Genomic DNA, 21330 nt, shown 5'->3' with positions numbered 1-21330 from the left:
GTTGGGCGTTTAGGGAAGAAGATCAGCATTTCTGACCGAATGAGAACCAAAATAATGTCAGGAAAAGCGCTGAAAAATAACGAAACAGTGCCGGCGAGGAGACCGGCATTCAATAGGGAAGGAATAAACATGACTATCACCAGACGTTTGGCAATGGCCTTGATTGGTGCGGGTGCTCTCGCAACGGCGTTCGCATCGGCTGTATCTGCGCAAACCGTTGACGGCATTAAGTCTGCCGGAAAAATCAAAATCGGTATGCTAGTCGATTTTCCGCCGTTTGGCATCATGAACACCAGCAACGAACCGGATGGCTATGACGCCGATGTGGCGAAGTTGCTGGCCAAGGAACTCGGCGTTGAAGCTCAGATCGTGCCGGTTACCGGCCCCAACCGTATTCCTTATCTGCAGAGCGGGCAGGTTGATGTTCTGGTTGCCTCGTTGGGTATCACCGAGGAACGCGCCAAGAGCGTTGACTTTTCGCAGCCCTATGCGGGCATTTCGATCGGCGTGTTCGGACCGAAAGATACTGCCGTTGCAAAGCCAGAAGACCTGTCGGGTAAAACCATCGGCGTTGCACGCGCTTCGACACAGGACACGGCAGTAACCAAGGTTGCGCCGCAGGACGCCAACATACGTCGCTTCGATGATGACGCGAGCGCTGTGCAGGCCCTGCTTTCGGGACAGGTTGAGTTGATTGGGCTTTCCAATGTCGTGGCTGCCGAGATCGAAAAGGCTGCGCCGGGCCGTTATGAACAGAAGATCCAGCTCAGCCAGCAGGTACAGGGGATCGCTGTTCGCAAAGGTTCGACAGAAATGCTCGAATTCGTCAACAAATTCATTGAAAAGGCGAAGAGCGACGGCGAATTGAACAAGATTCATGAAAAGTGGCTCGGTACGCCTCTGCCAGATTTTGTTTCTCAAGCAAAGTGAGTTCTCGAATTTCGTCATGCCCGTCCGTTCGGTGGGCATGACGACCCAGTCCACGAAAGTGAGTTTCTCAACATGAACCAGACGGCTCAGGGAAAAGCGAACCGGCTTCCGCAGGATGCTTCCGATCCTGCAGTGCTCATGCAGGGTGTGAACAAGTGGTACGGCACTTATCATGCTCTCAGAGATATTGATCTGAATGTCGCTCGCGGTGAACGTATCGTTATTTGTGGCCCGTCCGGTTCGGGAAAGTCGACCCTTATCCGCTGTATCAATCAGCTGGAGACCATTCAGGAGGGCCGCATCGTTGTTGACGGCCACGATCTGACGGCGGGTGGAAAGAACGTGGATATTGTCCGACAGGAAACCGGCATGGTTTTCCAGCAGTTCAACCTCTTTCCCCATATGACGGTTCTTGAGAATTGTACTTTGGCTCCGATGAAAGTGCGTGGTGTTTCCAAGTTGGAAGCTGAAAAGATAGCGCGCAAATATCTGGAACGTGTCCGCATTCCTGAACAGGCGGATAAATATCCGGCACAGCTATCCGGCGGTCAGCAACAGCGTGTGGCGATTGCACGTGCACTCTGCATGAATCCCAAGATCATGCTTTTCGATGAACCGACTTCGGCACTTGATCCTGAAATGGTAAAGGAAGTTCTCGACACCATGATCGATCTTGCCAAGGAAGGTATGACCATGCTCTGCGTTACCCATGAAATGGGCTTCGCACGACAGGTGGCAGACCGCGTCATCTTCATGGACCAAGGGCAAATTCTCGAAATGGCTGAGCCGGAGGAATTTTTCGGCAACCCGAAACATGAGCGCACAAAGGCGTTTATAGGTCAAATTTCCTGATCGTTTCCAATAGTCTAGTAATGGAGTTTGAAGTGAAGAACGAAGTTCTGCTCATCGAACCGATGATGCGGCTGATCGAAGAACGACTGGACGCAACATACAAGGTTCTCCGCCTGTACAAGCCGGAAGACAAAGCAGTTATCGATGCGACGCTTAGCACTATTCGTGCCGTTGTTACCGGCGGTGGAACGGGGCTCTCCAACGAATGGATGGAGCGTCTGCCATCGCTCGGCATGATCGCTATCAATGGTGTTGGTACGGACAAGGTCGATCTAACCTTCGCAAGAGATCGGAACATCCATGTCAGCACCACGCCAGGCGTTTTGACCGACGATGTTGCCGATACGGGCATTGCCCTCATGCTGGCAGTTATGCGCCATGTTGTTACCGGCGACCAGTTTGTGCGAGAAGGCAATTGGGCTCGTCGCGAAGGATTTCCTCTTGGTGTTAGCCCCAAAGGCAAGCGGGTTGGCGTCCTGGGACTTGGCCAGATCGGAAAATCCTTTGCACGACGCGCGGAAGCATTCGGCATGGAAGTGCACTATTGGAACCGCTCGCCTGTCGCCGACACAAACTGGATTGCGCATGTAACGCCCGTGGAACTTGCGCAGGAGAGCGATGTACTCGCGGTTTGCGTTGCCGCTAACCCATCAACGGCCAATATCGTCAACGCGGATGTTCTCGCGGCGCTTGGGGGCAAGGGCTATGTGGTCAATGTGGCACGTGGTCGTGTCGTTGATGAGGATGCGCTTCTAGCTGCTTTGAATAATGGAACCATCGCTGGAGCTGGCCTTGATGTTTTCGTCAACGAGCCGACGATCAAGGAAGACTTTCTAAGCGCGCCGAATACGGTACTGATGCCGCATCAGGGCAGTGCAACAGTAGAAACACGTATCGGAATGGGTGAATTGGTTCTCGCCAATCTTGCCGCATATTTTTCCGGCGATGTCCCGCCTACCAAGGTAAACTGAGTTACTTCGATGATTGTCAGACAAGCCTTTTTTGAAGGCACTATTCATGCTGGGCGCGAGGATGCGTTCAAAGCTTATGTTGCCGATACTCTTCTGCCGATGTGGCTCAACTTTCCGGGTATCAGGGAGGTTCGTGTTCTTTACGCTGTCGAACGTGACGAAGGTGCTCCAGCCTATCCGATGGTGCTTTGGACCATGTATGACAGCGAGGAGGCATTGTCGGAAGCGCTCGGTTCACCTGTGCGATACGAAAGCCGGGAGGCTACGAAAGGCCTCCTCGAAATGTTCGATGGTCATATTCACCATCATGTTTTCGATCTCACCCTCGAAGGGTGAGATCGCTTCAGTTCGCCGTTTAAGCGCCCCAGGTACGCTCAAGTACATTGATCCAGTTCGCATGGGCCAACTTGACGATGGAAGCATCGTCATAACCGTGTTTACGGAAGGCTTCTATGACGAGCTGTAGATCGCCAACATCGCGAAGTGTTGAAGAAATCGTGGTACCGTCAAAATCGGAACCTAGAGCCAAATGGTCGATTCCGATGCGGTTGACGATGTAATCAGCATGGCGAACGAGTTCGCTCAGATCGGTATTGGGATCGCGCTTTCCGTCTTCACGCAGGAATGAAACGCCAAAGTTAAGTCCGACGAGGCCGCCAGTATCGCGTATAGCGTCGAGTTGCTTGTCCGTCAGGTTGCGGCTTTGCTGGCAAAGCGCGTGAGCATTTGAATGCGAAGCGATGAGCGGTGCATCGGAAATAGCTGCGATGTCCCAGAACCCTTTTTCGTTCATATGGGAAAGGTCGACCATGACTTTGAGTTCGTTACAGGCGCGGATGAGTGCCTTGCCATGATCGGAGAGGCCGGGACCGATGTCGGGCGATGCCGGAAACCGGAAAGGTATGCCGTGGGCAAAAATATTTGGGCGGCTCCAGACGGGTCCCAGCGTTCTCAAGCCCGCCTCATGCAAAACATAAAGGGCATCAAGGTCTTCGCTAAAAGCCTCCACACCTTCGATATGATAGACAGAAGCGAAAATGCCCTTGGCAAATGCATCGCGAATATCGGCAGCCGTGCGGCAAATGCGGACCTTGCCTTCCGATGCTCGTTCGATCTTCAGCAGGATCGCCGACATGGCGAGCGTTGCTTTCATTGCGTCCGTCTGGCTCGGCGTTGCCAGATTGCCGTTTGCGTCGAGTTCTCGTGAAGGCGAGGGCACATATACTGCGCAAAGACCACCGCCTAGCCCACCCTTTTGTGCGCGTGGAAGGTCGATATGTCCGACTTTCTCACCTTCAAGAAAGCGTTTTTCCGGCGCGGAAGCGTCAGATGACCATAGGCGCAGCAGCACGTCGTTGTGACCATCGAAAACGGGTATCATCTGTTCGGTCGCCATGGGAAAGCCTTTTCAAATCAAATCCAGGATTTGAGGGGTGATGGACCCAAGCGAGAAGAATTGCAAATGCGATTTCGGTCACTCGGTATGACGGCACTGCATGAAGGGCGATTCTTTCATATGAAATAACTCTTTTAGTTTATCCTCATGCAAACTCTGCATAGGGAATGCAAAATTCTGCATTGGCCCCTGCCTTCGCTGACGTGATAGCGGGAAGCTGGAAAAATGTATCCAGAGATAGAACGCTGTCGATATGGCCCCAAATATCAGGAAGCCTTTCAGGAAGCGTTGCAAGAGGAGCTCTCAATGATTTCAAGACGCGGTTTTCTGGCAGGCGCTGCTGCCGTTCCTTTCCTGTCCTATGCAAGCATTTTGCCTGCCATCGGAGCTGGACGTCAGGATATTCTGGTTGTGGCCCAGCAGCTCGACAATATGACCAGTCTTGATCCGCATGAGAGCTTTGAAGCTGTCGGCAGCGAAATCTGCAACAATATGTATCAGCGTCTGGTGCATCCAAGCCTTACCAATCCGGATCAGGTGGAAGGTGGTGTTGCTGTTTCCTGGGAAGCCGATGCTGACGGAAAAGTCTTCACCTTCAAGATCGATCCGAATGCAAAATTTGCAAGCGGCGCACAGATCACAGCTGAGGATGTTGCCTTCTCGCTGCAGCGCGCGATCAAGATGAACAAGGGCCCGGCGTTCATCATTGGCCAGTTCGGTTTCACGCCTGAAAATGCAGAGAAGAACATCGTTGCAACTGATCCGTCGACATTGACTCTGACGGTTGAGCAGTCAACGTCGCTGCCTTTCCTGCTGTATTGCCTGTCGGCCAGTGTCGCCAGCATTGTGGAAAAGAAGACTGTTCTGGAAAATGCCTCCGGTGACGATCTCGGTAACGGCTGGCTTCAGAAGAACAGCGCCGGTTCGGGTGAATGGGTTCTTGTTTCCTGGAAGCCAAGCGAAAGCATTATGCTGAACGTTAATCCGCATGGCGCATACAAAGGCAATGTGAAGCGCATCCTTTTGCGTCACGTTGCGGACCCGTCCTCGCAGCTTCTCATGCTCCAGAAGGGGGACGTCGATATTGCGCGTAACCTCACTACCGAGCAGCTTCGCGTTCTGGATGGCGATGAAAACTATAATCTGGTGCGCAAGGGGGTCGGCGGTTTGATGCTGATGTCGCTCAACCAGAGCGTGGAAGTTCTTGCCAAGCCGAAAGTCTGGGAAGCAATCAAGTGGGCTGTGGACTACGATGGCATCCAGAAGAATATCGTGCCGCTGAATTACAAGGTTCACCAAAGCCTCGTTCCTGAAGGTTTTCCGGCAGCGCTGAATGAGAATCCGTTCAAGAAGGATATTGCCAAGGCGAAGGCTCTGCTTGCCGAAGCTGGTGTTCCCGATGGCTTTTCTATCAAGATGGATCACTATTCGGCACAACCGAGCCCCGATATCGCACAGGCGATTCAGGCGAGCCTTGCCGAAATCGGCATCAAGGTAGAGCTGCTGGCTGCTGAAAATCGTCAGGTTCTGACGAAGATGCGCGCTCGTGAACATCAGATGGCATTGACTGTATGGGGGTCGGACTATTTCGATCCGAACACCAATGTCGATGTCTTCTGCAACAATCCGGATAATTCTGATGATGCGAAGACGAAGCCTTTTGCATGGCGCTCGCACTTCCAGAATGAGGATTTCTCCAAGAAGTCTCTTGCTGCGCGTGATGAACAGGACCCGGCAAAGCGCGTGAAAATGTATGAAGATTTGCAGCGCGAATTCATGAACAATAGCCCGTTCATCATCATGATGCAGAAGTTCGAGACGGCCGCTTGCCGCAAGGACGTTACAGGAATGCGTCTTGGCGTCTTGTCCGATTCTCATTCCTATGCAGGGATCGCCAAGGCGTGAAGAAAAGCCTCAAGAACCTGACCGGTATCCTGAGCAGCGTGTTGATCACGCTGTTCGGGCTTATGGTTATTACTTTCATGATCGGTCGTGTCATGCCGGTCGATCCTGTTATCGCTGCCGTGGGCGACAACGCGCCGGAGGCTGTTATTCAGCGTGTCCGCGCGGAGATGGGCCTTGATCAGCCGCTCGTGGTCCAGTTTGTGCACTATGTTGGACAGGTACTGCACGGTGATTTCGGCAACTCTATTCTGACCCGAAATCCGGTGACGCAGGATATCGCTCGCTATTTTCCCGCGACATTGGAACTGGCAACGGCGGCACTTCTTGTTGCGGCACTTGTCGGCATTCCATTGGGTGTTTGGGCTGCTGTCCGACAGGGTTCCATCGTCGATCAAACGATCCGCGTGATCTGTCTTGCGGGGCATTCCGTTCCGGTTTTTATGCTGGCCTTGGTTTCACTTCTGGTCTTCTATGCGACGCTCGATATCGCACCGGGACCTGGACGGCAGGACATCATCTATGAGGGCATGATCCCACACGTTACCGGCTTGCTCACGATCGACAGCCTGATCGAGGGTGACTGGGATGCATTCTGGGATGCGGTCTATCATATGATCCAGCCGGTTTTGATCCTCGCCTATTTCAGTATGGCGTACATCACGCGTATGACCCGCGCCTTCATGCTTGATGCTCTCAAGGGTGAATTTGTGATTACGGCACGCGCGAAAGGCCTGTCATTGACATCGGTTATCTGGAAGCATGCTTTCCCGACCGTCGCCGTGCAGCTCGTGACAGTTCTGGCGCTGACCTATGCAGGTCTGCTCGAAGGTGCTGTTGTGACCGAGACGGTCTTCAGTTGGCCTGGCCTCGGTCAGTATCTGACCGTGTCGCTGATGAATGCCGATATGAATCCGGTTGTGGGCGCTACGCTGCTCATCGGGATCATCTATGTCGGGCTTAATCTGCTCGCCGATATCCTCTATAAAGTTCTGGATCCGCGTGTCCGATGATTTTTGCCAATTTTCATAACTGGGCGCTGGATGAATCGCCCGCTTCCCGCTCTCAGGCCAATTGGGGCAGGCGCTATCGCATCTGGGTAAACCTGCGTGCTAATCCGCTCGCGATGATTGGTCTTTTTATTATCGTCGCTTTCGTCGTTTTGTCACTGGCCGCTCCGCTCTTGGCGCCGTACGATCCGAGCATTCAGGATCTCGGTAATCGTCTTTCTGCTCCAACTGCAGCGCATTGGTTTGGGACTGATGAACTTGGCCGTGATATTCTTTCGCGCATACTTTACGGTGGCCGCGTAACTCTTGGAATGGTTATCGCCGTCGTCATTCTCGTTGCGCCAATTGGACTCTTCATTGGTTGTATAGCGGGTTATTTCGGCGGTATTGTCGATACGGCGCTGATGCGCGTGACGGATGTCTTTCTAGCGTTTCCACGATTGATCCTTGCGCTTGCCTTCGTGGCTGCGCTGAAGCCGGGCGTCGAAAGTGCCGTGCTTGCAATCGCGTTGACCGCATGGCCGCCCTATGCACGACTGGCGCGTGCTGAAACAATGACTTTGCGCAAGAGCGATTTCGTTGCAGCCGCCAAGCTGACGGGTGCATCGCCTTTTCGGATTATCCTGCGTCATATCATGCCGCTTTGTGTACCAAGCGTCATTGTGCGCATCACACTCGATATGAGCTCGATCATCATCACCGCGGCAAGCCTTGGCTTCCTCGGAATGGGCGCGCAGCCGCCATCGCCCGAATGGGGAGCAATGATCGCCACTGCCAAGCGCTTTATTTTCGAACAATGGTGGGTTGCTACCATCCCCGGCATCGCGATCTTCCTCGTATCGCTCGCCTTCAATTTCCTCGGCGACGGTCTGCGTGACGTGCTCGATCCGAAGCAGAATTGAGAGAACAGATGCTGGTTGATATTAAAAATCTGCAGATCAGCTTTGAAACGCGCACCAGCCGTTTCGATGCTGTACGCGGTATCTCACTTCAGCTTGGTCGCGAAAAACTGGGTATCGTTGGCGAAAGCGGTTCGGGCAAGTCTTTGACCGCGCGAGCCCTCATGAAACTACTGCCGCCAATCGCTGAAGTGAAGGCCGACAAGCTCTCATTCGACGGCATCGACATTCTGTCGGCCACCGAACGTGGCATGCGTCAAATTCGCGGCAAGCGGGCAGGCTTTATCCTTCAGGACCCTAAATATTCGCTTAATCCGGTCAAAACCATTGGCGTGCAGGTAGCTGAAGCGTGGCGTACCCATAAAGGTGGTAGCAAGCGTCAAGCGATGGATGCTGCGGTTGATCTTCTTGATCAGGTCATGATCCGCAATCCGCGTGAAGTGGCAAAGCTTTATCCGCACGAAGTTTCGGGCGGCATGGGGCAGCGTGTCATGATTGCTATGATGCTTGCGCCCGATCCGGAACTGTTGATTGCCGATGAACCGACATCTGCGCTCGACGCTACCGTTCAGGCGGAAATTCTTCGCCTGATCGATGATCTGGTTTCGAAACGCGGAATGGGGCTTCTCCTCATCAGCCATGATCTTCCACTCGTGTCGCATTTCTGCGACCGTGTCATGGTCATGTATATGGGCCGCGTCATGGAAGAGTTGAAAGCCGCTGAACTGGTGCGCGCTGAGCATCCTTATACGAAGGGGCTTCTCAATTGCATTCCATCGCTCATGCATCCTCGTGATCGATTGCCGGTTCTCAATCGTGAAGAAAGCTGGCTGAACTCATGATAGTTATTGATCAACTTCGCATCAGCTTCAACGAGCGTGAAGTCGTCAAGGGTGTATCCTTCAATGTCGAGAAGGGCGGGAGCTTTGGCATTGTTGGCGAAAGCGGCTCCGGCAAATCCACCATTCTGCGCGCAATGGCCGGTCTCAACGAACAATGGAACGGCCGCATCGCTTTTGACGGCAAAGATGTTGCTCCGAAGCGCACACCTGCCTTCTTCCGTCAGGTGCAGATGGTGTTTCAGGATCCCTTTGGATCGCTGCACCCTCGCCAGACCATCGACCGAATCCTGAGCGAGCTTCTGCTGGTCCATGGTATCGGCGACATCGACAGGCGTATTGAAAAGGTTCTTGACGAAGTCGCATTGCCGAAAGCTGCTCGGTTCCGTTTTCCGCATCAGCTTTCGGGCGGACAGCGCCAGCGCGTCGCAATTGCTCGCGCTCTTATCGCTGAACCGGAAGTTCTGTTGCTGGACGAACCAACTTCGGCGCTCGACGTCTCGGTACAAGCTGAAATTCTCAATCTTCTCGCGGACTTGCGCGCAGAAAAGAATCTCACTTATGTGCTGGTGAGCCACAATCTCGCGGTAATAGCGCATCTCTGCCCGCAGGTAGGGGTGATGCAACACGGCGAGATGGTGGAACAGCTTAGCGCTGATGATTTGCGCGCCGGGCGAACTACACATCCGCATACCACAGAATTGCGCGCCCTAAGCGTCAATCTGGAAGAACCTGCCTGACGGAGTTTTCATGTTAACGCATGCTGACTGGAACGCGGCCTCGCACGCCGCGAAAGTCTTTTCAAGAACATGGGCCAAGGATGAGCCAGGCGGCGTTATCATCGGCTTTGGTCCAGACGGTGTGAAATTTGCCTATGCGGGCGGGCTTGAGAGCCTTTCTACGGGTGTGCCGTTCACGGCGAATACTGTTATTCGCTACGCTTCAGTCACGAAACATGCGTTTTGTGCGATGGTTCTCAAGCATAGCGATATTATCGACCTTGAGGACCGGCTCGGCGACCATCTGCCAGAGCTGCAAAGCCCACTAGCCGATGTCACTGTCGGTCGTGCGCTCGACATGACTGGTGGTCTGCCCGACACGCGGGAGTGCCTCACGCTTCTGGGGCTATCGGTTTATACAGAAACGGAAGCCCGTCAGCTTCTGGATTACCTTGGCTCTCTTAATCGTCTCAATTTCGATGCGGGTTCGGAAATTTCCTATTCCAACACCGGCTATCGTCTGGTGGAAGCCGCACTGGAGCGAAAAGGGTTTCGCTTCAATGATTTCGTGAAGTCGGATATTGCTGCACCTCTCGATATTTTCATGGAAGCGCCGGATGTGTGGAATGATCCGGTCGCAGGTCTGGTTCCGGGTTACTGGAAGTCTGGCGAAAAATGGCAGCTCAGTTCCGCTGGCCTGCACATTTCAGCTTCGGGCAGCCTGACTGGCAGTGGTATGGCGCTGACCAAATGGGCGCAAGCACTCGTTAACGGCGAGGGTGGGTTCAAGGGCTTGCTCGATAAGCTGTCGGCTGATCGCTACCTTGCTGACGGACGCGTCACCGGTTACGGGCTTGGGCTGCGTTGGAATGAAGTGGCTGGCAAGCGTTTTGTTGGACATGGTGGCTCGCACCCTGGCTACAAGAGCTACTTTATGCTCGATCCAGCCGCGAAAACCGGCATGATTGTTGTTTCAAACCGTGAAGACGCCAACACTTATAAGATGGCGCGAGATTGCATGGCCGCTCTCAACGGATTGTCGTTGCCGGAGACCAACTGCACGATCCCTGACGGGCTTTATGTGACGGAGAGTGGGCCGTTCTGGCTGGAAATGCGCAACGGTATAGCCAATTGGCTCGATTCCGAAGACACGCTTTACGATATCGGTAACGGCTGGTTCTCATCCTTGTCGCCGTCTTCACCAGTTGAACTCCGCTGGACAGGTACGGAATTGGAAGGCGAGATCGGTTACGTGTCTCGCCGGTTGAAGCCGGTCACATTGAAGCCAATCTGCCGGGAACTCGACGGCCACTGGCAAGCGTCGCCCTATGGTGCCGGTTTCGATATCAAGGATGGCCACCTCATCATGGGTATAGGCCCTACGCGCCAAGCCATGCCATTGGAAGATCTCGGGCAGGGGTGTGCGCTGTTCACGCTGCATGACGGGCCGTGGACCAAGCGCGTCTGCTTGCACAGGCTTGACGACAATCGTGTCGAACTGGTTCTCAGTCGAGCCAGGACGATTGAATACGCCCGGTAATCTGGACTTTCTAAAGTTATCGACGCGGCGGAAGGGTGACCTTACCGCCGCGTCTTGCATTGTGGTAACTTTCGACAATTGATTCCGAATTTGAGGTGACGTGATGCTGGAACGGATGATCGATCAGGGCGCGGGTCGGGAGCCTGCCGACATCGTGCTGAAGGGCGGCCGTTTTTTCGATCTCGTGACCGGTGAGCTTGTTGAAAGTGACATCGCAATCTGTGGTGACCGGATTGTCGGAACATTCGGCAATTATCAGGGCAAGCATGAAATCGACATTTCTGGACGGATTGTCGTGCCGGGATTTATCGATACGCATCTTCACATAGAATCCTCGCACGTAACGCCGCATGAGTTTGACCGGTGTGTATTGCCGCAGGGCGTCACCACTGTCATTTGCGATCCGCATGAGATTGCAAACGTGCTGGGTGCTGAAGGCATAAAGTTTTTCCTCGATAGCGCGTTGGAAACCGTCATGGATATCCGCGTGCAGCTTTCGAGCTGTGTGCCCGCGACCCACATGGAAACGTCCGGTGCCGAACTTCTGATTGGTGACCTCTTGCCTTTTGCCGACCATCCCAAGGTGATTGGTCTTGCGGAGTTCTTGAATTTTCCAGGTGTTCTGGCGAAAGATCCTGAATGCTTGGCGAAGCTCAGGGCGTTTCAAGGACGGCATATCGATGGGCACGCACCGCTTCTGCGCGGGTTTGATCTGAACGGCTATATTTCCGCAGGTATTCGCACCGAACACGAGGCGACAAATGCGGAAGAAGCACTCGAAAAGATGCGCAAGGGCATGCATGTGCTGGTGCGTGAGGGATCAGTTTCCAAGGACCTGAACGCGCTCATACCGATCATTACGGAGCGCCACGCACAATTTTTGGCACTGTGTACCGATGATCGCAATCCGCTCGATATCGCCGATCAGGGCCATCTCGACTACCTTATCCGTACGGCTATTGCAGGCGGAGTGGAACCGATTGCCATTTACCGGGCCGCGAGCATTTCCGCGGCACGTGCTTTCGGTCTTTTCGACCGTGGTCTGGTTGCGCCGGGCCAGCGTGCCGACCTCGTTGTGGTGGATAGCCTCGAAGGTTGCCACGCTGAAGTCGTGTTGTCTGCGGGTAGGGTGGTTTCAGAGGATTTGTTTGCCGCTCGCAAGACTGTTGCTCCTGTCGGGCGCAGTAGCGTCAAGGCACCGAAAGTCAGCGCTTCCAGTTTCCGCTCTCATTCCAACAGCGGCAAAACCCGTGCAATCGGTATAATTCCTGGCAAGATCATAACGGAAAGTCTCGAATTCGATCTCAAGGTTGGCCCGAACGGCGTTGAGCCCGATTTCGAAAAGGATGTAGTCAAGATTGCGGTTGTCGAACGACACGGCAAAAATGGAAATATCGCGACAGGCTTTGTGCATGGCTTCGGGTTGAAATCGGGTGCAATCGCGTCGACTGTCAGTCATGACAGCCATAATATCTGTGTGGTAGGCACGTCTGACGAAGATATTGCTGCGGCTGCAAACCGATTGGGCGAAATTGAAGGTGGTTTCGTCGTCGTGCGAGATGGCAAGGTGTTGGCTGAAATGCCTTTGCCCATTGCCGGATTGATGAGTGCCGAGCCATACGAAACTGTTCGCGACCAGCTTCGTGTGCTGCGTCATGCAGCAGAAGAATTGGGATCAGTCCTGGAAGAGCCATTCTTGCAACTGGCCTTCATTGCCCTGCCAGTGATCCCGCATCTCAAAATCACCGACCGTGGCCTCGTGGACGTCGACAAGTTTGCATTTGTCGGGAATTGATTAATGCAGGCCGCCGACGCCGAGCAGTTCTTCTACGGTCTGCCGATCTTCGGCGAGTCCTGCTGACGTGCCAGACCATGCGATGCGCCCACGTTCCAGTATGATGACGTGATCGGCAAAATCGAGCGCGCTCTGGATGCGCTGTTCGACAAGCAGGATCGTCATGTCGCCTTTCTGCGCCAGTGTCGAGAAAGCAGCCATCAGTTCTCCGCAGATGACAGGAGCAAGACCTTCCAGCGGTTCATCGAGCAGCAGCACTGTCGGTCGCCCGAGAATGCTGCGCGCAGTGGAAAGCATCTGTTGTTCGCCGCCGGAAAGCTGCGATCCAAGATTACGGCGTCGCTCCTTTAAACGGGGAAACATCGCATAGGCTTCTTCGAGCGCATCCTTCGGTCGGCTCTTGAGACCAACGAACAGATTTTCTTCGACTGTGAGGGTCGGGAAAACATCGCGGGTCTGCGGCACATAACCGAGACCAGCAATTGCGCGCGCGGCTGATGGAAGCGTGGCGATATTCTCCCCATTCAGCAGAATTTCACCGCCATAACGGCGCGTTTGCCCTGCGATAGTGGCAAAGAGGCTGGTCTTGCCGACACCATTGCGGCCCAGAATGGCAAGCCGCGAGCCCGGTTCCGCTTTGAACGATACATCCTCGATGACACGCGTTGGCCCATAACCGGCGGAGAGATTGCGAATTTCAAGCGAGGCAGCACTCATTGGGCATAACTCCCGAGATAGGCTTCGCGGACGCGGGCGTCCTGCACAACATCTTCCGGCAACCCGTCAAATATCACCGTTCCGGCAGCCAGGACGATTACGCGCTTTGCGAAGCGAAAAACTAGGTCCATATCGTGCTCGATCATGAGCACTGCCAGATCTGCCGGTAATCGGTCGAGCGCTTCCTCGATGCGGCCAGTATCACTCTGCGGAACACCGGCAGCAGGTTCATCAAGCAGCAGCACTTTGGGGCGAAGCGCCAAAGCAAGCGCAATTTCCAGAAGCCGCTGTTGGCCATATGCGATCTCGCTCACCCGCAACTGCCCGACATGCAGAAGACCGAGCGCATCAAGAATGTCGCGAACCTCATCCATGACGTCAGGCATTTTGCGGTAGTTGCCGAGAATACGGCCCGTCTTGCCTTTGCGTTGCAAAACAGCAAGAGCCACATGCTCTTCGGGCGTCATGTCGAAAAAGAGACGGGTAACCTGAAATGAACGCACCAGTCCGCGTCTGACACGCTGCATGGCGTTAAGTCTGGAGACATTCTCGCCGCCCAATGCCACGGTGCCGGAAGTCGCGGCGAGATTGCCTGTAACAAGATTGACGAAAGTGGTTTTGCCCGCTCCGTTAGGACCAATCAGGGCGACACGGTCGCCTTTCGCCATACTGAGCGAAACATCGTTTGTGACTGCCAGGCCGCCGAAATTCTTGCGCAGTTTTGTTACTTCAAACACGATGCTCATTTGCGATGCGCCTTCTTTTCAAAGTAATAGGCGACGGTTCCATAGAGGCCTCGCGGCGCGAATAGCACGACGGCGATCAGCAGAGCACCAACCATTGTAAGCCAGTGGAAGGGGTTGGCAGCAGAGACGAGGTCTTCGAACCACATGAAGACAACCGTGCCGATCAGTCCTCCGAACAGCGATCCTGTGCCACCGAGAACCAGCATCACCAAAGCTTCCGCCGACATGGTAAAACTGAGACTGTCGAGCCCGACGACCTGTGTTGAAATGGCATTCAGCGCGCCGCCGATGCCAGCAACAGCTCCCGAAATGACATACATGCGAAGCTGTGCTGACTGCACCGAAGCGCCCATTGCATGAATGCGGATCGGGTCCTCTTTCACGCCCCGGCAAAGCATTCCAAAGGGTGAACGTACGACATAACGCAGAAAGACGAACGAAACGAGCAGCAGAACTACGGCGTAGATATAGACTGTGTGTCCGTAGAGATCGAACTCGAATATGCCGAAGATCGGATCGGGCGAAATGCCACTTAGCCCATCACTGCCGCCGGTCCAGCTTGATGCCTTGTTGGCGGCCTCATGGAACAGATGGACAACGGCAATCGATAGAACAAGCTGTGCGAGGCCGTGGGCGCGCAGAATGACAGCTCCAGAAACAAGTCCAGTGATAGCTCCTGCAACAAGACCGATAAGTGTCATCAGGATCGGGTCGGTAATACCGAAATGGGCGGCAGCAATGCCGGCACCATAGGCACCAGCGCCAAACAAAGCAGCATGGCCAAGCGTTGCGATACCGCAATAGCCCGTCACCAGATCAAGGGACAAGACGAGCAAGGCAATCGCAATGATGCGTGTCAGCAATGCCAGATTATCGGGGAACAGAAACCAGCCGACGACACCGGCAAAAATAATGGCCACAATGCCAATGAGACCTGCATAGGACTGACGACGTTGGATGAGATTTTGCGTTAGATCGGTCATTTCCGGGCCAGCCTTCCTGCAAGACCGCGCGGGAATAGCGTCACAATGACGATCACCGCCAGATAAAAGAAGAACTCGCCATATTCCGGTGCCAGATAACGACCGGTCGTATCGATTGCCCCAAGCAGGAGGCAGGCAATCAATGCACCGGGTATGGAGCCTGCGCCGCCGACGGAGACGACAACCAGAAATGTCACCATGTAGCGGAGTGCATAATAGGGTTCGACAGGTAGAAGTTCGGCGCCGACCACACCGCCGAAAGCCGCGAGTCCAATGGCAAGCGCAAAGCTGACAGCGTAAACGATTTCTGTTCGCACGCCGAGGGCTGCCGCCATGTTAGCATTGTCTACAGCAGCACGCAGTTTTACGCCGAAGGCAGTGCGTTCGATGATGTACCAAAGACCAAGGGCCACCGCGAAGCCGCACCCGATTGCAAAGATGCGATGTTTGGCAATTGCCCGAAAGCCGAGATCGACTGATCCACGCAACATTTCAGGCAAAGGAATGGTCTTCAGCGTCGGTCCGAATATATAATTGGTGAGACCGATGATGCAGAAAGTGATGCCGATGGTCATCAGCACCTGTGTCAGTTCAGGCGCCCCATAAATGCGCCGATAGAGCAGTCTCTCCACCGGAATGGCGATTATCATCGTGCCTATAACGGCGATGATGATCGCAAAGCCGTAGTTGAGACCAAGCTGCTGGGCAGCATAGGATGCGAAATAGCCGCCGATCATTGCAAATGCGCCGTGAGCGAGATTGACGACGCGCATCAAGCCCATGGTGACCGAAAGGCCGATGGAGATGACGAAAAGCACCATGCCATAGGCGAGGGCATCGACAGCAATGCTGAGCACAGTCTGCATTGAGTGGTCCTGTTGGGCGTATCCCGAAAAGCGCGAAAGGGCTTTCGGGGTACGCGTTAAAATACGCAGTTATGAGCCACGAGCACGTACGCTTTACGCCCGTTCAGGCATCAAGGCGTTCACTCTTGAATGCCAGAACTACTGAGCTTTTAGGCCGGGGTCGTCCTGCTTCTCGAAGGTCTGGATTTCCTTGTTATAGTAGGTGCCGTCATCAGCCTTGGCTACTTCGCGCAGATAGATGTTCTGCTTCATATGGCGGCTTTCGGGGTCGATGGATACAGGGCCACGGGGGCTGATCCACTCCATGCCTTTCACGGCCTCCACTGCCTTTTCAGCATTCTTTTCACCGCCGGTAGCTTCGATCATCTTGTAGATAACATGCATACCGTCATAAGCACCGACCGAGGGGAAGGACAATTCCACAGGATTGCCGATGGCCTTTCGGGCTTCCTCGACAAACTTCTTGTTCTCTGGCGAGTCATGCGAGACTGCGTAGTGGAAAGTCGTAAGAACTCCGAGAGCATTTTCTCCAAGCGCCGGGAGATCGGATTCCTGTGTCAGATCACCAGGAGCAAAAAGCTGAATGCCCGAGCCTTTCAAGCCGTTGTCGACATAGGATTTCATGAAACCAAGCGTGGTTGGCCCGGACGGCAGAAAAGCAAACACACCTTGCGCACCGGAATCCTTGATACGCTGCATGATCGGGCTGAAATCGTTCGTAGCGAGCGGCATGCGAATAGCTTCGACCACTTCACCACCAGCTTTTGTGAACGCCGCCTTGAAAGCGTTTTCCGCATCAACGCCTGGCCCATAATCGCTCACAACCGAGATGACTTTCTTTACACCCTTGTCGAGTGCGACCTTCGCGATCGGAGTTGACGTTTGCCATGTAGTGAACGACGTCCGCACCACATAGGGGCTCTTCGTTACGATGGAAGAAGTGGCGGCATTCATGACCACCATTGGCACATTGCCCTGTTTGAGAATGGGCGTAACCGCCATGGCGTCAGGGGTGAAGTAAAAGCCAGCGAGATATTGCACGCCTTCCTTGACTACAAGTTCCTGCGCAAGAGCCTTGGACTGTGCTGGATCAGCCTGCGGTACATCACGATAAACGATCTCGACAGTGTCATCGCCTATCTTGTTGCCGTGCTCGGTCATGTAAGCGTCGATGCCGGCCTTGAAGTTCTTGCCCTGAAGAGCAAACGGGCCTGAAAATGGACCAATGACGCCGACCTTCACAACATCAGCATAAGCTGCCGATGTTGTGAGTGAAAAGACCGCAAGCGCGGTTAATGCAATTTTCTTCATGTTCTCCTCCCTATCGCCCACCATTCCCGCGCGTGACCGTCTTGTCGCAACAGGGAATGTCCTGATTTCAGCATGCCTATCTAATTGGTCATGTAAAATGAAAAATTCCTTATAAATGATACCCAGATGGTTATGTATCCGAGGATTGCTCGCTTCCGATCCGAACCACTTTATCGATCAAGGTTGACGCAACCTTGAGAGCACTGCCTGTCGATGCAACGATTTGTGGCAGGATCATCCATTCGGTCATCCAGGCTGCGCCTGAGCGCTCCTGCTCGTGCACCATTGCCTGATGAAGACCACCCATTTGGGCCGCATTGAAACGGGCAAGGCTGACCAGTATCTCTGCCGACACCGGATTTTTCTTGTGGGGCATGGCGGATGAACCACCGCCGCCTGTCAAGGACAGTTCGGTACCCAGCTCAGCCATGAGCGCAATATCTTGTCCAAATTTTCCAAGAGTACCCGTAATCAGCGAAAGCAGATTGCCGAACTCGATAATTAAAGCCCGCTGGCTATGCCATTGCGCGCTATCGTGCAATCCAAGTTTATCAGCCAGCAAAGCACGCAGAGCCGGTGCCTGATCGCCGAATTTTTCAAGCGTTCCAGCGGCTCCTCCGAACTGCACAGGAAAGACGATGGTATTCAGTTTTGTGCCGTAAGCGTCGAGCGGGCTTTGCCAGCTTGAGATGCGGTCGGATACGGTGATCGGGATAGCGGATTGCATGCGCGTATAGCCGGTCAGGGTATTTTTTCCAAACGCCGCATCAAGCCAATCGAAACGCTGTGTGAGTTGCTGAATTCGCCCATGAAGAATTGTACTTGCGTGCTTCAACCGCAAAATCAGGCTCGTATCGATGACATCCTGGCTCGTCGCGCCGAAATGAACGTATTCACCGTAATCCGTTCCGACCGCCAGACGTAGTTCCTTAACGAATGAAGGAATGACAACACCGTCTCGCGCAGTCGCTTTTGCCAGATCGGATAGATTGGGTTCGAACGTTTCTGAGGCTTGTTTGATCGCTTGTCCTGCCTCGACCGGTATCAAGCCGAGCCCCGCTTGAGCTTCAGCCAGAGCCGCTTCAAAGCGCAACATCTCAGCAATATCAGCCGCCGCAGTAAACAGGCTCAATATCTCTTCGTCGTCGCCGAAAAGCTGTGCCAGAAACGGATGTTCGAAGACCGAGATGCTCATGCGTCAAATATCGAAAAAGACAGTTTCTTTCTCGCCCTGCAAGTGGATGTCAAAATGATAGACGCTTCCATCACGCTGACCGATCAATGTTTGCACCCGGCTGCGATGTTCGATGCGTGCAAGGACCGGATCCTCTGCATTCGCATCGGCTTCATCGGAAAAATACATCCGCGTCTGCAGTCCGAGATTAATGCCGCGGGCCACGATCCACAAGGTAACGTGTGGTGCCATGAGGCGGCCATCTTTGAAAGAAACGCGGCCAGGTTTGATCGTCTCGAAAGTGAACTCGCCCGTGTCCATATGGCTCGGACAACGGCCCCATCCACGAAAGCCAGGCTCGGCCTTGCCGCCGGTTTCAGAGGGACTGTTATAGAGGCCTTTTGCATCAGCCTGCCATATTTCTATCAGCGCATCGCGGAGTGGTGCGCCCATGCCATCGATGACATGGCCCTTGATAGTGATGCGTTCGCCTGTCGTCTTCTCATCATATAGAGGACAGGAGCCGAGATCCTGCTCGAAAATGCCGTTGATGCCGACAAAATTGGGTGTCAATCCGATATGGACGTAAGGGCCCGCGGTCTGTGATACGGTTTCTTTCAGATAGCCGAGAGGTTGCACCATATCAGTTACCCTCCGGGCGATTTTCAAACAAGGTTGCGCGGCGCCCACGCAACACAATGTCAAACTTGTAGGCAAGCATATCCATCGGCAAATTAGCGTTCATGTCCAGAGGTGCGACCAGCCGTTCGACAGCTGATTTGTCGGGAATGGTTTTTACGATCGGGCAAATCCAGATCAGCGGATCGCCCTCGAAATACATCTGTGTGATGAGGCGCTGCGCAAAGCCATGACCGAATACAGAAAAATGGATGTGAGCCGGACGCCAGTCATTCACACCATTTGGCCAAGGGTACGGGCCGGGCTTTATGGTCTTGAACCAGTAGTAGCCGTTTTCGTCCGTGACCGTGCGACCGACGCCGCCGAAGTTGGGGTCGATGGCCGCAAGATAGGTTTCTTTCTTGTGGCGATAACGCCCGCCAGCGTTGGCCTGCCAGAATTCCAGCAGTGCGCCTGGAACAGGACGGCTACTCTCGTCCAGAACACGACCATGAACAAGGATGCGCGGACCTATCGGCATTTCGCCGGGGCGCGCATAATTGAGGATGAGGTCATTATCCAACTCGTGCAGCATACCGTGCCCGAATACCGGGCCCGTAATTTCACTTTTGGTGCCTTCGAGCGAAAGCAAAGCACGAGTAGGCGAGCGAAGGACGGAGGTCTTATACCACGGCGTGTAAGCCGGTGGATGCATGGACAGATCGCGAGCAAAGAACGGAGTTGTCTCCGGCAGACTGTTCTTCATTTTTCAGCTTCCTCCGCTTCCATCTGCGCATAGGTCTGCTTTGCGATCTTGAAAGCGTGGTTCGATGCCGGAACCCCCGCATAGATCGCGACATGCATCAATGCTTCACAGATGTCCTCTTTTGTGGCGCCGGTATTTTTTGTGGCGCGTATATGCATGGCAACTTCGTCGTCTTGTCCGAGTGCAGCAAGGAGCGCAATCGTAACGATCGAGCGCTCTCGCCTGGTCCAGCCGGGCCGTGACCAGACGGTTCCCCATGCGGCCTCCGTTATAAGCTCCTGAAACGGGGCATCAAGGTCGGTCGCGCTGTTCGAAGCGCGATTCACATGCGTATCGCCCAAAACCGAACGGCGCACATTCATGCCAATCTTGTAACGTTCCGACCGCACGGCATTATCAGCCATGGTTATTCTCCATGCTAGAATCTGTTTGAAATAAAGTTACGCAACAGCGAGACATAGGCATCGGGCTGTTCAATGCAGGGAATATGGCCGCTGGCAGCGATCTCTGCGAAGTCTGCTTCAGGAATAAGGCTTGCCAGTTCGCGCACCAGGGTAGGCGGCGTGGAGCCGTCCTGATCGCCGACCAGACAAAGTGTCGGCACTGAAACATTCTTGGCTACTTCGGTTAAATCGGCTTCACGCAGCGCAGCACAAGTGGCCGCATAGCCGTCGAGCGGTTGCCGAACGAACATATTGCAATAGGCCCGATAGGCAGGATTATCGGGGCGCCGATAGACCGGCGTGAACCAGCGTGGCATTGTTGCGTCGAGGATGCTTGCCAGACCGTCCTGCTGAATAGCAGCTATACGCGCATTCCACATCTCTGCGGTGCCGATTTTATGCGCGGTATTCGACAGGATGAGCCCAGTTACAAGATCAGGTCGCGCTGCATAAACACCCTGTGCAATCAGCCCGCCGACGGAAAGGCCGCAAATGATTGTACGCTTTATTGATAGCCTGTCGAGCAGGGCAATGAGGTCGGAAGCGAGCTGTTCGATTGTGTAGGGAGTGTTTCCGATATCCGAAAGGCCGTGACCGCGCTTGTCATAAACGAGTGTCGATGCGTCTTTGTTCAGACGCGTGCGAACTTCATTCCATATGCGGAAATCGGTTCCAAGCGAATTGATGAAAACCACAACGGGCTTTTCGCCTTTCACCCGTTGAAAATCATAATGAACAACGATGTCGTTTATGGACGCGAACTGCACGGCTTTCTCCTCTCATCCAGCACTGTCGTGCTTTAAACTGGTTAAGTAAAATGATATTATTACCGAAAATCATAACTCTAGGGTTA

Annotated in this window: 21 protein-coding genes and 1 pseudogene; 11 read left to right on the top strand and 11 right to left on the bottom strand. The window is 54.0% G+C overall.

What is annotated here, in order from left to right:
- Nucleotides 1-129: 129 nt before the first annotated feature.
- The 4 genes from F9K94_RS16020 to F9K94_RS16005 all read left to right on the top strand — a co-directional run bounded on the left by F9K94_RS16020 (nucleotide 130) and on the right by F9K94_RS16005 (nucleotide 3089).
- The gene (locus tag F9K94_RS16020; RefSeq protein ID WP_151646872.1) at nucleotides 130-930 is read left to right on the top strand and encodes a transporter substrate-binding domain-containing protein; all 801 of its coding nucleotides are present in this window, start codon (nucleotides 130-132) and stop codon (nucleotides 928-930) included.
- Nucleotides 931-1002: 72 nt separating this feature from the next.
- Nucleotides 1003-1782 (top strand): amino acid ABC transporter ATP-binding protein, encoded by a 780-nt coding sequence (locus tag F9K94_RS16015; protein ID WP_061347110.1) that lies wholly within the window; start codon nucleotides 1003-1005, stop codon nucleotides 1780-1782.
- 20 nt (nucleotides 1783-1802) lie between these two features.
- The gene (locus F9K94_RS16010; protein WP_151646870.1) at nucleotides 1803-2753 is read left to right on the top strand and encodes a 2-hydroxyacid dehydrogenase; all 951 of its coding nucleotides are present in this window, start codon (nucleotides 1803-1805) and stop codon (nucleotides 2751-2753) included.
- Nucleotides 2754-2762: 9 nt separating this feature from the next.
- Nucleotides 2763-3089 (top strand): hypothetical protein, encoded by a 327-nt coding sequence (locus F9K94_RS16005; protein WP_061347112.1) that lies wholly within the window; start codon nucleotides 2763-2765, stop codon nucleotides 3087-3089.
- 19 nt (nucleotides 3090-3108) lie between these two features.
- On the opposite strand, the gene F9K94_RS16000 is transcribed toward F9K94_RS16005, so the two are convergent.
- Nucleotides 3109-4149, bottom strand: coding sequence for a dipeptidase (locus F9K94_RS16000; protein ID WP_151646868.1), 1041 nt, complete (start codon nucleotides 4147-4149; stop codon nucleotides 3109-3111).
- 306 nt (nucleotides 4150-4455) lie between these two features.
- On the opposite strand from F9K94_RS16000, the gene F9K94_RS15990 reads away from it, so the two are divergent.
- The 7 genes and pseudogenes from F9K94_RS15990 (at nucleotide 4456) to ade (ending at nucleotide 12853) form a co-directional block, all read left to right on the top strand.
- The gene (locus F9K94_RS15990) at nucleotides 4456-6054 is read left to right on the top strand and encodes an ABC transporter substrate-binding protein (RefSeq protein ID WP_151646866.1); all 1599 of its coding nucleotides are present in this window, start codon (nucleotides 4456-4458) and stop codon (nucleotides 6052-6054) included.
- The gene (locus F9K94_RS15985) at nucleotides 6051-7064 is read left to right on the top strand and encodes an ABC transporter permease (protein WP_151646864.1); all 1014 of its coding nucleotides are present in this window, start codon (nucleotides 6051-6053) and stop codon (nucleotides 7062-7064) included. Before F9K94_RS15990 ends, F9K94_RS15985 begins: the two co-directional genes overlap by 4 nt.
- A complete protein-coding gene (gene nikC / locus F9K94_RS15980; RefSeq protein ID WP_151646862.1) occupies nucleotides 7061-7963 on the top strand; it encodes a nickel transporter permease in 903 nt (300 codons plus the stop codon). Before F9K94_RS15985 ends, nikC begins: the two co-directional genes overlap by 4 nt.
- Before the next feature lie 8 nt (nucleotides 7964-7971).
- On the top strand, nucleotides 7972-8802 hold the full coding sequence (locus tag F9K94_RS15975; protein WP_036587313.1) for an ABC transporter ATP-binding protein: 831 nt from the start codon (nucleotides 7972-7974) through the stop codon (nucleotides 8800-8802).
- On the top strand, nucleotides 8799-9539 hold the full coding sequence (locus F9K94_RS15970; protein WP_151646861.1) for an ABC transporter ATP-binding protein: 741 nt from the start codon (nucleotides 8799-8801) through the stop codon (nucleotides 9537-9539). The genes F9K94_RS15975 and F9K94_RS15970 overlap by 4 nt, the downstream gene beginning before the upstream one ends.
- A gap of 10 nt (nucleotides 9540-9549) precedes the next feature.
- Entirely contained in the window at nucleotides 9550-11058 is a 1509-nt protein-coding gene (locus tag F9K94_RS15965) for a serine hydrolase domain-containing protein (protein ID WP_151646859.1), read from the top strand.
- Nucleotides 11059-11112: 54 nt separating this feature from the next.
- Nucleotides 11113-12853 (top strand): annotated as a pseudogene (gene ade, locus F9K94_RS15960) (adenine deaminase).
- On the opposite strand, the gene F9K94_RS15955 reads toward ade, so the two are convergent.
- The 10 genes from F9K94_RS15955 to pcaD form a co-directional block, all read right to left on the bottom strand.
- Nucleotides 12854-13570, bottom strand: coding sequence for an ABC transporter ATP-binding protein (locus F9K94_RS15955; RefSeq protein WP_151646854.1), 717 nt, complete (start codon nucleotides 13568-13570; stop codon nucleotides 12854-12856).
- Entirely contained in the window at nucleotides 13567-14316 is a 750-nt protein-coding gene (locus F9K94_RS15950; protein ID WP_151646852.1) for an ABC transporter ATP-binding protein, read from the bottom strand. Before F9K94_RS15950 ends, F9K94_RS15955 begins: the two co-directional genes overlap by 4 nt.
- Nucleotides 14313-15299 carry a branched-chain amino acid ABC transporter permease gene (locus tag F9K94_RS15945; RefSeq protein WP_151646850.1) on the bottom strand — a complete coding sequence of 329 codons (987 nt, stop codon included), beginning with the start codon at nucleotides 15297-15299 and terminating at the stop codon, nucleotides 14313-14315. Before F9K94_RS15945 ends, F9K94_RS15950 begins: the two co-directional genes overlap by 4 nt.
- Nucleotides 15296-16165 (bottom strand): branched-chain amino acid ABC transporter permease, encoded by an 870-nt coding sequence (locus F9K94_RS15940; RefSeq protein WP_151646847.1) that lies wholly within the window; start codon nucleotides 16163-16165, stop codon nucleotides 15296-15298. The genes F9K94_RS15945 and F9K94_RS15940 overlap by 4 nt, the downstream gene beginning before the upstream one ends.
- Nucleotides 16166-16303: 138 nt before the next feature.
- Nucleotides 16304-17476: an ABC transporter substrate-binding protein gene (locus tag F9K94_RS15935; protein WP_151646846.1), complete on the bottom strand. Its 1173-nt coding sequence runs from the start codon at nucleotides 17474-17476 to the stop codon at nucleotides 16304-16306.
- 130 nt (nucleotides 17477-17606) lie between these two features.
- Nucleotides 17607-18671 carry a 3-carboxy-cis,cis-muconate cycloisomerase gene (locus F9K94_RS15930; protein ID WP_151646844.1) on the bottom strand — a complete coding sequence of 355 codons (1065 nt, stop codon included), beginning with the start codon at nucleotides 18669-18671 and terminating at the stop codon, nucleotides 17607-17609.
- 3 nt (nucleotides 18672-18674) lie between these two features.
- Nucleotides 18675-19292 carry a protocatechuate 3,4-dioxygenase subunit alpha gene (pcaG, locus tag F9K94_RS15925; RefSeq protein ID WP_061347126.1) on the bottom strand — a complete coding sequence of 206 codons (618 nt, stop codon included), beginning with the start codon at nucleotides 19290-19292 and terminating at the stop codon, nucleotides 18675-18677.
- A gap of 1 nt (nucleotide 19293) precedes the next feature.
- Nucleotides 19294-20034 (bottom strand): protocatechuate 3,4-dioxygenase subunit beta, encoded by a 741-nt coding sequence (gene pcaH, locus F9K94_RS15920; protein ID WP_061347127.1) that lies wholly within the window; start codon nucleotides 20032-20034, stop codon nucleotides 19294-19296.
- On the bottom strand, nucleotides 20031-20438 hold the full coding sequence (pcaC, locus tag F9K94_RS15915; RefSeq protein ID WP_061347128.1) for a 4-carboxymuconolactone decarboxylase: 408 nt from the start codon (nucleotides 20436-20438) through the stop codon (nucleotides 20031-20033). Before pcaC ends, pcaH begins: the two co-directional genes overlap by 4 nt.
- Before the next feature lie 14 nt (nucleotides 20439-20452).
- Nucleotides 20453-21244: a 3-oxoadipate enol-lactonase gene (gene pcaD / locus F9K94_RS15910; protein WP_151646842.1), complete on the bottom strand. Its 792-nt coding sequence runs from the start codon at nucleotides 21242-21244 to the stop codon at nucleotides 20453-20455.
- Nucleotides 21245-21330 lie beyond the last annotated feature (86 nt).

This window comes from Brucella tritici (genome assembly GCF_008932285.1).
Lineage (GTDB): Bacteria > Pseudomonadota > Alphaproteobacteria > Rhizobiales > Rhizobiaceae > Brucella > Brucella tritici.
This window is presented reverse-complemented; position numbering and strand designations above follow the sequence as displayed.